The sequence below is a fragment of the Nonomuraea sp. NPDC049784 genome, from assembly GCF_040659615.1.
Classification (GTDB): domain Bacteria; phylum Actinomycetota; class Actinomycetes; order Streptosporangiales; family Streptosporangiaceae; genus Nonomuraea.
Genome location: NZ_JBFAMX010000254.1, coordinates 1 through 14,313, shown reverse-complemented (window position 1 = coordinate 14,313; position 14,313 = coordinate 1). Strand labels below are relative to the sequence as shown.

Annotated in this window: 16 protein-coding genes and 1 pseudogene; 8 read left to right on the top strand and 9 right to left on the bottom strand. The window is 66.5% G+C overall.

Annotation, left to right across the window (positions count from 1 at the left end; all coding sequences use genetic code 11):
* Window positions 1-416: 416 nt before the first annotated feature.
* The 3 genes from AB0J09_RS36585 to AB0J09_RS36575 form a co-directional block, all read right to left on the bottom strand.
* A complete protein-coding gene (locus tag AB0J09_RS36585) occupies window positions 417-626 on the bottom strand; it encodes a hypothetical protein (protein ID WP_360701206.1) in 210 nt (69 codons plus the stop codon).
* Window positions 627-783: 157 nt separating this feature from the next.
* On the bottom strand, window positions 784-1,110 hold the full coding sequence (locus tag AB0J09_RS36580) for a hypothetical protein (protein WP_360701203.1): 327 nt from the start codon (window positions 1,108-1,110) through the stop codon (window positions 784-786).
* Window positions 1,111-2,187: 1,077 nt separating this feature from the next.
* Complete coding sequence (locus tag AB0J09_RS36575) at window positions 2,188-2,379, bottom strand: hypothetical protein (protein ID WP_360701201.1); 192 nt, start codon at window positions 2,377-2,379, stop codon at window positions 2,188-2,190.
* A gap of 139 nt (window positions 2,380-2,518) precedes the next feature.
* Here AB0J09_RS36575 and AB0J09_RS36570 point away from each other — a divergent pair, with 139 nt between their 5' ends.
* Entirely contained in the window at window positions 2,519-3,112 is a 594-nt protein-coding gene (locus tag AB0J09_RS36570; protein ID WP_360701198.1) for a hypothetical protein, read from the top strand.
* 272 nt (window positions 3,113-3,384) lie between these two features.
* Here AB0J09_RS36570 and AB0J09_RS36565 read toward each other — a convergent pair whose 3' ends face one another.
* Together AB0J09_RS36565 and AB0J09_RS36560 are read right to left on the bottom strand one after the other, a co-directional pair.
* Complete coding sequence (locus AB0J09_RS36565) at window positions 3,385-3,792, bottom strand: hypothetical protein (RefSeq protein ID WP_360701196.1); 408 nt, start codon at window positions 3,790-3,792, stop codon at window positions 3,385-3,387.
* 572 nt (window positions 3,793-4,364) lie between these two features.
* Window positions 4,365-4,808, bottom strand: a complete 444-nt coding sequence (locus AB0J09_RS36560) for a hypothetical protein (RefSeq protein ID WP_360701194.1) — start codon at window positions 4,806-4,808, stop codon at window positions 4,365-4,367.
* A 632-nt stretch (window positions 4,809-5,440) separates the two neighbouring features.
* Here AB0J09_RS36560 and AB0J09_RS36555 point away from each other — a divergent pair.
* The 3 genes from AB0J09_RS36555 (at window position 5,441) to AB0J09_RS36545 (ending at window position 7,358) form a co-directional block, all read left to right on the top strand.
* Entirely contained in the window at window positions 5,441-5,716 is a 276-nt protein-coding gene (locus AB0J09_RS36555; protein WP_360701191.1) for a hypothetical protein, read from the top strand.
* Between the two features lie 22 nt (window positions 5,717-5,738).
* Window positions 5,739-6,467 (top strand): hypothetical protein, encoded by a 729-nt coding sequence (locus AB0J09_RS36550; RefSeq protein WP_360701189.1) that lies wholly within the window; start codon window positions 5,739-5,741, stop codon window positions 6,465-6,467.
* Between the two features lie 720 nt (window positions 6,468-7,187).
* Window positions 7,188-7,358 (top strand): hypothetical protein, encoded by a 171-nt coding sequence (locus tag AB0J09_RS36545; protein ID WP_360701187.1) that lies wholly within the window; start codon window positions 7,188-7,190, stop codon window positions 7,356-7,358.
* A 376-nt stretch (window positions 7,359-7,734) separates the two neighbouring features.
* Here AB0J09_RS36545 and AB0J09_RS36540 read toward each other — a convergent pair whose 3' ends face one another.
* From AB0J09_RS36540 to AB0J09_RS36530, 3 genes are all read right to left on the bottom strand, one after another.
* The gene (locus AB0J09_RS36540; RefSeq protein ID WP_360701185.1) at window positions 7,735-8,727 is read right to left on the bottom strand and encodes a hypothetical protein; all 993 of its coding nucleotides are present in this window, start codon (window positions 8,725-8,727) and stop codon (window positions 7,735-7,737) included.
* Window positions 8,724-9,029: a hypothetical protein gene (locus tag AB0J09_RS36535; protein ID WP_360701182.1), complete on the bottom strand. Its 306-nt coding sequence runs from the start codon at window positions 9,027-9,029 to the stop codon at window positions 8,724-8,726. Before AB0J09_RS36535 ends, AB0J09_RS36540 begins: the two co-directional genes overlap by 4 nt.
* Before the next feature lie 340 nt (window positions 9,030-9,369).
* Window positions 9,370-10,128, bottom strand: coding sequence for a TauD/TfdA family dioxygenase (locus AB0J09_RS36530; RefSeq protein ID WP_360701180.1), 759 nt, complete (start codon window positions 10,126-10,128; stop codon window positions 9,370-9,372).
* A 16-nt stretch (window positions 10,129-10,144) separates the two neighbouring features.
* Between AB0J09_RS36530 and AB0J09_RS36525 the strand changes: the two are divergent.
* From AB0J09_RS36525 to AB0J09_RS36510, 4 genes and pseudogenes are all read left to right on the top strand, one after another.
* Window positions 10,145-11,169 (top strand): annotated as a pseudogene (locus AB0J09_RS36525) (RNA-guided endonuclease TnpB family protein); the annotation flags it as partial.
* Window positions 11,170-11,348: 179 nt separating this feature from the next.
* On the top strand, window positions 11,349-11,762 hold the full coding sequence (locus AB0J09_RS36520; protein ID WP_360701177.1) for an NUDIX domain-containing protein: 414 nt from the start codon (window positions 11,349-11,351) through the stop codon (window positions 11,760-11,762).
* A gap of 2 nt (window positions 11,763-11,764) precedes the next feature.
* Window positions 11,765-13,000, top strand: coding sequence for a helix-turn-helix transcriptional regulator (locus AB0J09_RS36515; protein WP_360701174.1), 1,236 nt, complete (start codon window positions 11,765-11,767; stop codon window positions 12,998-13,000).
* Window positions 13,001-13,295: 295 nt separating this feature from the next.
* The gene (locus AB0J09_RS36510) at window positions 13,296-13,520 is read left to right on the top strand and encodes a hypothetical protein (protein ID WP_360701172.1); all 225 of its coding nucleotides are present in this window, start codon (window positions 13,296-13,298) and stop codon (window positions 13,518-13,520) included.
* A 384-nt stretch (window positions 13,521-13,904) separates the two neighbouring features.
* Here AB0J09_RS36510 and AB0J09_RS36505 read toward each other — a convergent pair.
* Window positions 13,905-14,313 (bottom strand): hypothetical protein (locus AB0J09_RS36505; RefSeq protein WP_360701169.1); only part of this gene is annotated, 409 nt, incomplete at its 5' end.

The window sequence follows — 14,313 nt, the reverse complement described above, 5'->3', positions numbered from 1 at the left end:
GGCGCCGCGATCACGCCCTCCAGGGCCTGCGCGCTGGCCTGGTCCTTGAGTATGGCGGCGTCGCATTTTTCGCCAATGCGGGGCAGAGTTTGCCGAGACCGTAATGGATGATCATCGCCGACAGTGCGGCCACCGGCACTGTCACGCCGAAGCTCGTCCCGAGGACGTCGATCAGGGCGCCCAAGAGCGCGTTCCTGTCCTTGCTGATGTCCCTTTCGTCGGTGGGGTTGGGTTAGGTCGGCTGGTCGGAGACTTGCCGCTCGGGCTATGGGCGCGGCTGGGCGAACAATCCGGGCTCAGTCTCGACGAGGATGCCGCGGCTGGCCAGGCATTTGAGCTTGGCGCGGACGTTCTGGATGGCGTTCTCCGTTAGCGGCCGGTCCATCGCCAGGGCCAGATCACGGGCGCGCGGGGGATCACCGACCTTGCCGAAGACCGTGAATCTGCTGGTAGGCGGGGTGATCGGGGACAACCGGCGGCGACGCGGACGGCTCGGCCGGGGCGGGGTCCTCCTCAGCGAGGAAGATGAGGGTCTTGCGGCTGATCCGCAGGTGCTCGACCTGCCCACTGAGTTCACGCAGACGCGTGGCTAGAATGTCCGCCTGGGTCTGCTTGCGGTCGGTCAAGAGACAAGGCCCAGGGTTTCGGGCATCTCCCAGGCTGTCTGCTGACGGTCTGGGTCGCTCTCCTCGTTTGCACATTGGATGATCAAGTCCACGAAGGTCCGCCGATCCTGGCCCGATGACGATCTCCGGCGCCCTCGCACGGATGTTGACAAGGCCCTCACGGCCTCGGCAACGAAAAGGTGGCCGTCCGTGGAGTACCGCGCATGGCGATGTAGAGGCTTCCACAGGTCACACGACGCGAGTCATAGGCGACGCCGGCGCAGATGATGGCCTGGCCCGGATCGCCATGAAGAATCTGAGACTCGTATCTAACCAGCAGGTCACGCAGATTCATGCTGTTTCCGTCTCCCTTTTCCAGACCAGCTTCCCGTGACGAAAAGAGCAGGCGTGGGAGATGCGCCATCGGCGTGGCACGCCAGCCGAGATAGCTGCTCCACCTCCGCATGCGTCCGTCGGCGTGCAGCGCGACATGTGCCTGGCGCATGAGCCTCAGCGCGCGCCGGGGACGGCTTCCCCGAACGCCCCCCCGGCTGCTCCCAATCCCCTCAGGTCAGGCGCCGACGACCCGGCGAGGTGGGCAAGGTACCCCGCCGAATCGGACTCCTGGTGGTGCGCCCTGGAGGGCGCAGAAGTCATCATGTACGTCCCGATCAGGGACGTGTGGGATGGTGGCGCGTTCACGACAGACACTTGTCCGCTCTTGACCGACGATCCGGTGCTCTGCTTCGCCGCGCTGGTAACCCAGTCGGGCGCGGTCTCTCTTCGAGATAGAGATCCGCAGCGACGGCGACGTTTCGCACCTACCGTTGATCATTTTGAACGGAGCGGCACGGCGCGGCGGCCGCGAGTGTGCTGGGCTCGATCGCGGCCGCGGTCGACGACGGCAGGAGACTGCGCTACTCCTCGAGGAGCAGTTCGTCAAATGCGGGACGTACCGCGCGCTGACGGTTCTCGAAATCGGCGACGAGCCTGCTGGCGAGCGTAAACGGGGCTTACAGCCTGAATCAGCCAGGCGCGCTCGGCAGCGACCGCCCGGTCGTCTCTGGCCGCCTCCTCGTCGTGGGTGGTCTGGTCGGCTGGCGCCGCGGCGGGCGCTCCTGCGGTCCTGGTATCGGCCGCGTCAGCCGGCGACGCAGCTCCGCGATCTGCTGCTTCGCCTGCGCATCATCGGCCCCTTGCCGACGTGCGGGATTCTGCCGGATGAACGCGTCAGGTGCCATGGTGGGGATAGCGGCGGCCTGTACAGCCTGGGCGCAGATGTCGGGCAACGACAAGTGCAGCTGATCCTCTGCGAAGCGGATTCTGCCCGCGATGGCCTCGACGCCGCCCCAGTCCGGGCGCATGGCATCCAAAAGGCTCACCAGCGCCTCGCGGACTCGGGGTCGCAGTTCCTCGTCGGGGTGTGAGGAGGACGTCACGAGGCATCCCTACCATCACGCCGTCATCGCTGCACGTACCGACACGATCCCACTGCGCACGCTCAACGCCCGCAAGTTTCTGCCTGTCCTACAGCGACCCCGGGCCTCGCGCGGGAAATCGAGCCAATAACCGTTGAGAACGGTCATGGAGGTGCGTCGCCACGGTCATGGTCGAGCATGGCCTGCGCGTCGGCGATGCGGACGTCGCAGGCCTGCGCGGTGTCGGTCCACGAGGATCCGTCTGCGCGCAGGGCCTGCACCGCGTGGCGCAACGCCGTGTGGTACCGCAGGCGCGCCTCGGCGAGCGCGTCGAGTTCGGCGGACTGCGGGCGCACCTGCACGGACGCTGAAGTCCGTGAAGGCCCGGGTGGACCGGCATGCGAGGACCGGCGCCCGGAGGGCAGCAGCCGCGGGTCCGGGCTCTTCACTGTCTGGCGTCTTCCCAGGGGTGGATGAAGCGTGTGAGGTGAAGTGGTGGACAACAGGTACGTGCAGGTGGCACTACGTGCCGCGACGTCGATCGCGCTTTTCGGTTTGCTGCTCGTCCTGGCCGCGAAGGTCTCGGTCTTCCTAACGGTCGTCGTCGCGGTCTTGGGGGTGGTTTTCGTGGTGGCCAGCGTGATGATGGATCGGACGAACACCATGCTGAAGCGCGCCGATTTCCAGGAGCTGTCGAGGCTGGCACAGGCGTTGCCGACGGACGAGGTGGTTGCGGCGCCCGGGGTGTGGCTACGCGTGGAGCGCCGCGGCAAGGACATGGTGGTCGTGCGGGTGTCGGAGGTAGACATCGAAGATGCCCGCCGGGACCTGGCCGAAGGACAGCAGCAGAGCACGGTGTCGTGCGAGGGGTTCACCTTGAAGTGGCCGGGGTTCGTCACGCGTGGGCACAGGTACATGTCGGCGGTGTTGGAGGACGGCCAGGTGCGCGTGCTGCCGGCGCCCCGCTCATCGCTGCCAGATCGGGTGCGGAGTTGGTGGCTGGTCGGCAGGCTTGGGACAGCGTTGACGTCGCCGGCCGAGCTGGAGCAATTAGCCGAGCAGTTGCGGCAGGCCGCGTCGCGAGCCTGAAGGGTGCACGAAGTCGACCCCACGACGATCACACACCGCAACAGCAGTACGGAAACCCCCTGTGCCAGCTCCTCCTGCTCGGTGTCACGGGCAGGAGGTGCTGGCAGCGGCCGACGCCGATTCAAGCCATCGGCCACCTCGGCGTACGCGGATCCCCGCGTTCGCGACCGTGATGCCGGGCCGACAAGGTAACTCTGAACCTAACCGGGGCTCAGGACTGGCACAGCGAAGTATTCGACTATGTCGCGTTGATCGAGTGCTTGGCCTCGGCGTCAGGAGTCCAAACTCCAGTCGGTCTTCGCCCGCTCCAACACCTCCTCCAACGAGTCGACTTCGGCCAGGACGTCGATGGCGGTCTCGCAGGCGCGAGAGACCCACGCGGCGCCAGCTCCGGTCCCGGTGTCGGCGCGGGAGGCTGTGGGGGTGACCGCTTGCGACAGCAGGCGCAGAGTGGCCTCGCTCGGGTTTCCGAATGCGATGAGGACCATCTCGGCCAAGGTGCGGGGAGCGCCTTCGGGCCACATTTTGGCGGTGTCGCCGACCCATCCGCGGATCGACATGACGGTGGGGAGGTCGCCGCAGTCGTCGGCCGCGCTGTCCCACAGAGGCTCACGAGGGTCGGATGGGAGCAGCAGCATGAGCCGGACAAGTCGTTCCGCGGCGGGGAGCATCTTCTGCACGCGTGTCCCTCCAGAGAGGCGAGATGTAGGTCTCCAAGGGAACACGAGTGACATGGGCCTGTCGCGGCCCCCGAGCCAATTGGTCGGTCGACAGTCAGATCTTCCGAGTATTGAACGCAGACCCATTGGGGGCGGAGTGCGCGTTGAGCGCCTCATCGATCATTGGCGCGCCTGCCCGGTCAGGGCGTCCAGGGGATCTGGCGTAACGGTCTGAGACATCGATCGGTGCTCCTCGAGCATGACGGAGGTGCCGCACGTCAAAAGCGCATGCGGCGTCCAGCGCGTTTCTATCCTCAGCCCGAGGGCTGCCACTTCTTGCCCACCATGGCGGGCCGGCCGACACGGGTCAGCCGACGATGCAACCGTGCAAGATGACCCTAGCCGAGGCCACCGACGCGACGAAGTGCCTCAGCGCCCGGGCGACCTGCCGTTCGCGGCAGGCTCCTCGTCGGCTCTCGGAGCCGTACTTCGCGCGCCGGACTCGTTCAAGCTCGAGCCTGGTGTTCCGCGCAGGGTCACGCTCATCGGCGGGCACCCTCGGTCGCGGAGCGGGACGGGTGGCGGCTGCGACTCTATCGCGGGGGTCCCACAGTTTCGGTGTAGGCGACCGTCGCGCTGGTGAGCAGCCCGGCTCGGGCGCATGCGGTGGCGTGCTCGTCCAGGCGGTCCGAGTCGTCCAGGTGCAGGCCGCACCCCACGAGCATGACCACCTTGCCGTATCTGCGGCAGTGCTCGCGCCAGTCTGGCGGGGTGAGCAGGTGCACGTTCCGCACGAACGATCCTTCGATCGGATCGTGGGGGGATCGCACGGTCAGCATGGAGGAGGCGCCGAGCTCGACTTCCCAGGAATAGATCGGCGGCGCGGTTGGCCGCTGGGGGTTGATGACGAGCTCGAAGCCGTCCGCGAGGGTGGAGGCGATGATCACGTTGATCTGGTCGGTAGGTGTGCAAGAGACAGTGATGGAATCGGGGTGGTCGACCCATAGGAACGGGAGCTTGCCGATGATGTAGCCCATCAGGGTGGCCCGTGCCAGACCAGGCGAGGGGCGTCGTGGTCGGTCATGTGCTCATGGTGGCAGTCTTCCCGGTGTCGCCCACTCCGCTGATGTCGAGTACGGCAGAGTCGCAATACGACCGGAAAAGGACGAGCGGACTCATTACCACCTCGACATCGGGTACGCCTTCGTGACGGCACGGGCGGATGTGGAGCGCATCGAGGAGCCGCAGGTGCTGGGCGCTTCGTGGTAGCCGCTCGCCGTGGCCGAGCGCCTTGCCAGACCCCACGTAGTGCGGGCGGTCAGCGCGCGGGCCAGATCGCTTGACCGGACCGTGCGGCACCGCGGCTGGCGCCGGATCGAGCAGGGAGACAGGGTCGGCCAGCATGTCTTGCCTCGCACCTGACGTCGATGTAGACGATCTGGCGTTCGTGCGAACGGAGGAATGCTGTGAAGGCGGTCACCTCTTCACGTCGGCGCCCAGGCCTTGCGCCCTTCGCGGGTGAGGCCGTTGGGCAGCTGTTTCGCCACAACGAGCCGTCTGGCGAACGAGCACGAGGACTTGTACGACCTCGGGAACATGGTGCCGGCCGACAGGAGCGGGCAGCCGAAAACCAGGCCGCCGACCCGGCATCGGCCGTTACGTTGGGCGCATGCAGAGCGCAGCAGAGCCTCTAGGAGCCGCGTTGATCAGTGCCGTGTTTCACGACGGCCGGCCTCGCACCATCTCCGAAGTGATGCTGGCCGTTTATCCGGCCAGGTGTGTGGACCCTCAGCTTCTTGAAGTGATCGACGCGCACGTTACTGCTGCGGTACACGCCATGATCGCTACAGGACGTCTCGAAGAAGTGGTCGTTGACGAGCCCGACGGCAGTGGTGGCGACGTGTGGTACAACCTGCCGTCGACCAGCAAGGCATGTCCCTGCTAGCCCGCGACAAAGGGAGCCGACCGTGTCCTTCACCCCTGCGGATCTGAACCTCACCGACCCCACCAAGGGGTATGCGCACTTCGTCCTCTACGCCGAGGCCCAGATCGGTGCTGTCGGGGCGGCATGGAACGGCACCGCATCGATCGAAAGGCATTCCCGCTACGTGCGGGAGTGGCGGGACCGTCTGGTGCCATGCGAGCCCAATCCTCTGCACACCACCTTGGTGCACCACCGCGACATCCCCCGGCTGTTCGACCCATGCGTGGATGATGACAAGGACAGTCCCGCGGCCGTGTCGGGTTCCGGCTGCGTCTGCCGCAAGACCTGGTACGACCCCGAGTTTGGCCTGCCTGTCGTCGGTGAGCACTATCGAACCGATGGGGCGCAGATCGATGAATGGACCTACACCACCTACGCTCCCTTGGACCTTCGTCCTCGTGATGTGTTCGCCAGCCTGATCATCGATCGCGTCAGCGGCCTGTTCTGGATCCGCACCACGACGGGGATGCTCTCGCTTCTACCCGAGCGTGTCAGTCGCGGCTACGAGGTCGGATACAAAGGGGGAGGACCTACTGCCTTCGCCGAGTACCTGCACAAGCTGCTCGCCTCGGGCGGTAGGGACACCGCCGCCGGCGATCTGCCAAAGGGGCAGAACGCCGACCCCCAGATTCTGGCCTGGGTGAGCAGCCAGGACGCTGCACGGACTCAGGAACTGACCTTGGACCAGTTGAAAGCCATCCAACGCAGGTAGCTCCGCTCCCGCTCGAAGAGTCGCCGCGCAGCGAGACCGGAGTGCGGACGATGCGCGTCGAGGACGTCCTCACGGCCAGAGACTGTCGAACATCACCCGCGGGGCCGCGATGCCGCTGACCGCCGCTTCCCGGGAGCCGCCGCCATGCAGGCGGCTTCCGCCCCTGCCGCTGTCCGGCTGCCTGCGCGAGGCGCACCTGCCAGGTGATCACCGGTCCACCCGAGCCCACGATCGACCAGTAGTCCACCGGGCGGGTACGTCATGGAGAAGCGGACCGAGATCTTCAAGCGCATAGACCGGCAGGAGAACGTCAGCTCGGCCCCTGCCCTGAGCGGGCGCTTGATCGGCATGTCGTGGAGTTCCTGGTAGATGAACTGACCGAGGCCGCCGATGTTGAACACGCCGCCGCCCTGGGCATCCGGATCATCCTCCTGCCAGGGGCCGGGCTTAGACGAAGCGAGAGCATGCTCGCGAGGTTCTGCTCGGGGACCTGAGCTGATGAAGCGTGGTCCTCGTACCGGCTGCCGTGCCGGGGATGCCCTACAGTTTCGGGGCATGGTACGCAACTGCCTGGCCCGCCTCGGTCAAGGCTGCGCCGTCGAGGCGCTGGCCGCGATCGCCCTGGGCGGCGACGGAGACGGTAGCCGGTGCCGGCGCGTTCGCTGCCGCGATCGACGTCGGTGGCGGCCGGTTCGGCTGCCATACGGGGAGGGTCTCGTCTTGGTTGCCGACCCTGAGGACGATCCCGGCCAGGTGCTCGGGATGCTCTACGTCTGCTCCCCGATCCGGCTCATCGACGACTGCGCCGATCTGGGCACGCAGGTTCAGCAGCGGGTCACGGAAGCGGTCGCCGAGGTCGAACCGCTCGCGGTCGCGGAGCAGGCCCGTTGACCCTCGGCGATGGCCTCGACCAGCTCGGTGCGCACCTCCAGCCGATGGCACAGGTAGTCGTGGGAACGGGCGCGAGGTGGTTGCCGGCGGTGTCGAAGATGTGGTAGACGGCGTACCAGCGTTTGTGGGTCAGCCCATCGTGGGTGTGGATGTAGCCCTCGCGGAAGGCGGCAACGATGGAGCCCAGGACCTGCCTGCCGTCCCAGTGGCCGATCCTGTCCGTGTGGTAGTTGGGTTCGTATCCGATGGGGATGACGTCGGGGACTGCCGCGCACGGCTGATCGCCATGGCTCGCTACCGGCTCCTACGCGGTGGTGGATCCGAGCACGTAGCCCCCTCGATCCTCCCGGGCGCGCTTGAGACGGTTTCCCGGCATCTACAGGTCCTCGACTCGCTGGCCTTCGCCGACGCCGGTGTTGGTGACGCCGGGGACGGCCGAGCGCTCGGAGGTGAGCACGATCGTGTTGCGCGTGGTCACGAGCTCGGCAGGGATGTCATTGTCGGCCACGATCAGCTGGATCCGGTCCTTGTATGCCTCGGCGAGGGTGGCCAGGCGGGTGTAGATGCGGCGGCCGAGCTCGCGGTCCCGGTCGACAGTGCCGATCGCTTTACGCGGGGAGTCGATGATCAGCAGGCTCGGCAGCAGGACGTCGGGATGGTCCAGCGCGGTGGTGAGCAGGGTTAGGTGGTAAGCGATGTTGAGCGCGGTGCTGGCGCCGCCTCCGCTGGCCTGTAGGTCTTCGAACGCGGTGTCTCCCACCAGCGGCAGGAAGGTGTCCGGATCGATGCGGGCGGTGCCGTCGGTGGGGATGCCGATCAGATTGACCTCGTCGCCGAACGCCGCGCTGATGTCATCGAGCTGGGCGCCGCGGACGCCGTGACCCAGCCCTCGGTGGTGTCGAGGGAGAATCTGCGCGGTCTGCAGGAGCTTCGGCTCAATGTCGTCCCAGTGTCGCGCCAGAGGAGCTTGGATAGCTGGGCGAGCCTGGCGTAAAGGTCGGCCTACTGGCGTCCACGACAGGTCTTCGTGCGCTCGTGCCCTGACCCCGTACGCTGATACCAGCGTGACATCTCGCCCCGGCCAGGCCCGGCGATGATGCGAGCGTGGAGTGGCGCGCCGATCTGGGCACGACTGTGTCCGGTTCTCCTCGATGGCTGACTCGACCCGAGGTTGGATCTTCCTCAGATACCTCGAAGCGTCGAGATCAGCCGCGAGGTGCTCCTTCCTGTCCGGCACGTACCCAGGGACGCGGGCCTTGTTCGGTAGGTCGCAATCCTCTGCGGGGGCGAAGACCTGAAGCTGGTCAGCGGCCGTGCCCGCATCCAGCAGCGTGTTCGGCAGGCCACCCCCAGGAAGCGCAGGAATCATACGGCCGCTCCCGACACGATCTTCTCCCACAGAGAGTTGATCTCTTCGATGCCGCCCGGGCAAGTCTCGGAGATGACCAGGTGGTGCGGGTTGGTGCGGTCGGTGCGCCGGATCCAGTAGACGCCGGCGCAGGTGGTCTTCTCGTAGATGATGAGCCTGCATTCGCAGGTCCAGTCGAGGACTCGGGGGTCGCGAGCGAACCGGGCAGGCTCGGCGTTCTGCCAGGTCACCTGCTCGGCGTCTGGGGAGAGCGGCTCATGGGGTGGACAGTGCCCGAGGCAAGGCCTCGCGTGCGTCGTCATCGGTCAGGTCCATATCGGCCATAGATGCTGAATAGGCGCCTTATGCGGGTTGCCTTTCCCCTACGGCTCCAGGACGGCTGGAGCCAGCGACGCGGTCGAGCGCGGCAGGCAGAGCCGGCTGGCCTCGCTGTGGCACCAGCCCAAGCCCGCGGGAGCCGCTGCCGCGGGAGGTGCGTGAGCGCGGCCTGCCGCTCGCCGACGATGACCTGCTCCAGGAGTTTCGCAACCAGCCGATCCCGGCAGGCGTGCGTGAAGATCAGATAGCCGCCAGCGGGCAGCGTCTGGTCATAGCGGCGCACGCTGTTCCACGGCAGGTCAGGCCGAGACACGAGCACCTCCCTCATACCCCCACCGGGAGAGTGGTTCCCCGAGGCATGAAGCCCGTGGGCAAGGTGATGGCGTCGGTGGGATCGCCCAGAACGCGGAACATCACGCGCGCCGACTGGCCGGTGAACGAGTTACGGCCGTGGAGCATGCGCCTGTTGTCCAGCAGGTAGCCTTCGCCGGTCTTGAGCGGGAGTATGCGTTGATGGCGGCGGATGGCGTCGATCAGCTTGGGCAGCACCGCTTGCACCGGTTCGGTGAAGTACGCGAGATCGTCCAAGCGAAGGCGCAAAGACACACAGCCATCCGCGGTGGTGGTGAACACCGATCCCCATCTACCGGGAGCGAATCGGACACTGCGCGGCTGGCGTAGCCTGTCGATCACTACGGGATCTTCAGCGAGGAGGTCGGCGTACACGGCAGCGCCGTCGACAATCACCGACTCCCCACCGCGCGCGGCGGGTGCGCCGCAGACGAGCAGGAGCATCCTCGGCGGTATCGCCAGAGCCGAGGATTCCGTGTGGGGGCTGAGCCCGCCGGTGCCGAACCCGGCGAAGCCGGGCCTTTCCGCATGCGCACCGCGGTCACTGATGACCGTCACACCGTCGGACTCGGCGTCGCGATGCTGCCAGGGCGTCACCATCCGGCGTGCGAGGTCAATGACATGTGCTCGCCCGTGGACGCCTTCGAGCAGGACCAGACCGTCACGTTTGAGAAGGGCGCTGACGGTTGCTGGATCAGCTTTTGTGGACAGGCTCTCAGATCGGCTCGTCATCGAATCTCCTTGAGCGTGGAGACGCAGCGCAGAGTTCGATTTCCTGTCCGAGGTGTCGTCGGTGCCGTTGCAGCAGGCGCTGTGACATCTGCAAGCGGCGTTCGCGAACTTCTTCGCCAAGCGGGCTAAGTACCCGACCTTCAAGAGTGAGAAGAAGTCGCGGGCGTCGGCGGAGTACACCCGCTCGGCGTTCCGCTGGCGGGACGGCCGGTTGACGTTGGCGAAGATGGACGCGCCGCTGGCGATCGTGTGGTCGCGTCCCCTTCCGGAGGGTGCGCAGCCGTCCACGGTCACGGTGTCCACAGATGCCGCCGGGCGCTGGTTCGTTTCCCTTCTGGTGGAGGAGAGGATCCATCCATTGCCTCCGGCCGGGCAGAGCGTGGGCCTGGATGCGGGGATCACCGCCCTGGCGGCGCTGTCCACCGGGGAGAAGATCTCCAACCCACGCCACGAGCGCCGGGACCGGCGCAAACTGGCCAAGGCTCAGCGGGCGCTGGCCCGGAAGGAGAAAGGGTCGAACAACCGGGCCAAAGCCCGGCTGAGGGTGGCCCGCGTATACGCCCGGATCGCCGACCGTAGACGGGATCATCTGCACAAGGTCACGACACGGCTCGTTCGCGAGAACCAAGTGATCGCCGTGGAAGACCTGACCGTCCGCAACATGGTCAGAAACCACTCGCTGGCCCGCGCCATCTCGGACGCGTCCTGGCGGGAGTTGCGGTCGATGCTGGAGTACAAAGCGCAGTGGTACGGCAGGAAGCTGCTGGTCGTGAACCGCTGGTTCCCCTCCTCGAAGCTTTGCTCGGCCTGCGGGACTCTGCAAGATACGTTGCCGCTGAACGTCCGCTCGTGGGAGTGCGCCTGCGGGACGGTCCACGACCGGGATGTGAACGCGGCCAAGAACGTGCTCGCCGCCGGGCTGGCGGAGAGCTGAAACGCCTGTGGAGCTGGTGTAAGACCTCAACGAGAGTCCTCTCGCGCGGGCGATCGGCGGTGAAACAGAAACCCTCACGGGCGACCGTGGGAATCCCCCTCGTTTGACGAGGGAGAGGGATGTCAATGCGGGATTCCTTCTGGTGAGAAACTCGGCATCATCGTGGGCGAGGCCTCAACCGGAGACAAGTGACAGACTGTCACACCCGCGCGGGTGGGCCGAGACGAGGTTACGAAACGTGTTAAGTTCCCAGCACAGCCAGCTCTGCGTAGGAAGGTTCCTGCTGATGAATTACCGCCCCCACGCTTTTCCCGTGTCGGTAAAAGGCGTAATTGTCCGAGACGGGCGTGTTCTTCTGCTGCGCAATGAGCGCGACGAATGGGAATTGCCCGGTGGAAAGCTAGAACTGGGCGAGGACCCTCCGGCCAGGCTCGCGCAGGAGATCAGCGAGGAGGCGGGCTGGAAGGCCACAGTCGGTCCGATCCTGGACTCCTGGCAGTACCACATCCGCGAAGGCGTGGATGTGGTGATTGTGACGTACGGCGCCACCATCGACACCGACGCCGCCCCCGTATTGAGTCACGAGCACAAGGAAGTCGGCATGTTCCGGGAGGACGAGATTGCCGGCCTGCCGATGCCCGAGGGATACAAGCGGTCGATCTTCGACTGGTTCGAGCGGCTCCGTCAGCCTGTGGGGTAGCCATGCGGTGTGCGGCGTGTGGTTCTGCTGTCGATGACTCCTGGGACGCCTCGCCGCTGTGCCCGGCCTGCCACGTGGTGGCGGGGGCGCCGCTCCCGCACCAGACGATGAGGGCGCCGCTGTGGCTGTGGACGTCCCCGTCCGCTCGGGCGGCGCTGGCCACGGGCAACCTCGGGAAGATACTCAGGGCCTACCGGAAAGCGACCCGGATTTCTCAGGCCGTCCTGGCGGAAGGGCTGCAGTACGACCGGACCTACATCGTCATGCTGGAGACCGGCCGGCGCGTGCTCACCGATGTAGGCGCGCTCCGGCGCATCGCTGAACACCTGGGGCTACCGGCTCACGCCCTCGGCGTGACCGACCGCGCCGACGCCGACTTCGCAGCGATGATGAAGTTCGGGCAGTCCACCGTGCGCCTGTCCGCTCTCGCCCGCGAGTCCGGACACAGCGCCGAGGCGATCAACGAACTGTGGCCCCTTGTGTGGCGACTGGAATCCCGTCTGGCCGCAGGGCACTCAGACCACAACGTGGCCCACCTCCTCGGTCAAGCTCACGTGGTCCTGGGCGTGGCGCTCGGCGACATCCTCCCTGAGGAGAGCCTGGCTGCTGCCGCCCGGTGGACCGGCCGCGGGCTGAACATCGCCGGCGTGCTCGATGACGCCTGGCTTCTCACGCGAGCCCTCCGCGCCCACGGCAACGAGCTGCGCAAGGTGGGCCGTAAAGCCGCGGCCGCCGTCCGGCTCCGGCAAGCAACAGAAGTAGCGCCCGCCTCTGAACGTGGGACGGTGCTCATCCCACTCGCCCGGACGCTCGCCGAACTCGGCGACGCAGAAGGCTTCGACTCGGTCATCGGCGACCTTCACCGCTTCATGGACTCAGCCCAGGAAACACCGCTGGTCAACCCATTCGTCGTCCGTGAGGTCCATCTCCGGGGACTGCTCACGACCGGGAGAGTGCGACAAGCCATCCGCCTGGCGGAAGCAGACGTGCCAGACGTCAGCGACCTGGCACCCCAGTGGAGAGCTATCGAGCGGGTGACCGTGGCGGAGGCGTTCAGCGTCGCTTCGGACGCCTCATCTGCGGAGACGGCGCTCAGACAGTCGATCCTGACTGCGGAGGCTCTACGCCTGCCTCACCAAATCCAGCGGGCCATGCGAACAGCACGGCGGAGATTCCCGGACATCGAAGCTGCATGCACCACCGCGCTGCAACGCCTCCAACTCAACCCAACGAGGTAGCGAAACGTGCTGGGCCACTTGTCTTGGCACGACTGCGTGACCGGCACAAGTCTTCGCTGAGACGCGCCCGGTAGAACGCGATCAGGTCATCCACGCTGCTCATCCTTCCGCAGGTGATGTGGGTGGGGGAGCACGAGGGCGGTGGCGGTCACAGTGACACCTATCCTCCCGCTCCCTGGATATCGGTCATTCCACCATCGGTGAGTGAGGACGATGGGGTTCGATGGTCCTGCACAGGCGGCATCAAGGCGCCAGACACGCAGTTTCAAAGGACCCGCATCTCCATCGCCAACGTATGAAGCTTTTCATCGTCCGCGGCGGCAAGCTGCTCTACGTCAAAGTTCGCCACGGCGACAGACCAGTGCTGCGCTGGTACCAGGCCCGCGGCTACCAGCTGGTGCCGCCGGCAGAACCGGTCATCTTGCCCGTTGAGGACAGAATGATCGCCTTTGCTGACGGCGATGACGGGTATCACCTGCTAACGAGGCTTCTTACAGGGCCCTCGACGCCGTCGCGTTGACACGAGCGCGCTGGCGTTCGGGGCGCGTGCTGCGATTCCGGCCAGCGGCGCGCCGAGAGGGAGGTGCAACCTGCTGGGCATTCCGGGCAACGGCACTGGTGATGCGAGGACGCCCACACCAAGTCGATCGCCGAAAGCCAGCCCCTTGGCCCAGCACGTCGACGAGCACGAACGGCGCTGGGCAAGGAGATTTACGGCTTGTACCGGGGTGTTTCCCGACCCGGCCACCGCCCGCGACTGGTGCGCCCACTGCAATGTCTGGAGAGGCACCGCCACTTAAAGGGCCGGCGAGTCGTCGTCGCGGTCTTGATCGGCACCTGATGCGCACTGAGTCACTGGTGGGAGCCGTCCCGATCATGAGAACGACCGGGGAGGGAGCGGCGGTCAGCGCACGCCGCCTGCTGGGCCGACGGCGAGGGGCTCGCACACGCTGGCGGCCTGAAGGTCGAGCGCGATGGGGGCGGCGTAGCGGTCGGGTAGAGCCGCTGCGGGCAGGCCGACTGCGTTGCCGAGCAACATGGCGACCCGCCGTTGGACGTGCTCCAGCTCACGCTCGGTCGGCAGGCCTTGAGCCTGGTCGTGGTGCAGCATGCTGGCGAGTACCACGTACGTGGTTTCCAGTTCGGCAAGCGTCCGGATACGGCTGGTGCTGCCGATGTCGTGCAGCGGGGTGTAGTGACCCCACAGGTGGGCGGCCCGCCCGGGAGTGGTGATCACCCGCACGCTGTAGGGGCCGGGTCCCTGACGCCGGATGAGCCGGCGGGCCTCCAGCCAGCGCAAGGTGATCGGGTGG

What these genes read in the sequence shown, in the direction of transcription:
- AB0J09_RS36580 (WP_360701203.1), bottom strand. Translation starts at nt 1,110, where the DNA reads ATGCGCCAGGCACATGTCGCGCTGCACGCCGACGGACGCATGCGGAGG.
- AB0J09_RS36560 (WP_360701194.1), bottom strand. Translation starts at nt 4,808, where the DNA reads ATGGGCTACATCATCGGCAAGCTCCCGTTCCTATGGGTCGACCACCCC.
- AB0J09_RS36555 (WP_360701191.1), top strand. Translation starts at nt 5,441, where the DNA reads ATGCAGAGCGCAGCAGAGCCTCTAGGAGCCGCGTTGATCAGTGCCGTG.
- AB0J09_RS36540 (WP_360701185.1), bottom strand. Translation starts at nt 8,727, where the DNA reads ATGATTCCTGCGCTTCCTGGGGGTGGCCTGCCGAACACGCTGCTGGAT.
- AB0J09_RS36535 (WP_360701182.1), bottom strand. Translation starts at nt 9,029, where the DNA reads ATGACGACGCACGCGAGGCCTTGCCTCGGGCACTGTCCACCCCATGAG.
- AB0J09_RS36530 (WP_360701180.1), bottom strand. Translation starts at nt 10,128, where the DNA reads ATGACGAGCCGATCTGAGAGCCTGTCCACAAAAGCTGATCCAGCAACC.
- AB0J09_RS36520 (WP_360701177.1), top strand. Translation starts at nt 11,349, where the DNA reads ATGAATTACCGCCCCCACGCTTTTCCCGTGTCGGTAAAAGGCGTAATT.
- AB0J09_RS36515 (WP_360701174.1), top strand. Translation starts at nt 11,765, where the DNA reads ATGCGGTGTGCGGCGTGTGGTTCTGCTGTCGATGACTCCTGGGACGCC.
- AB0J09_RS36510 (WP_360701172.1), top strand. Translation starts at nt 13,296, where the DNA reads ATGAAGCTTTTCATCGTCCGCGGCGGCAAGCTGCTCTACGTCAAAGTT.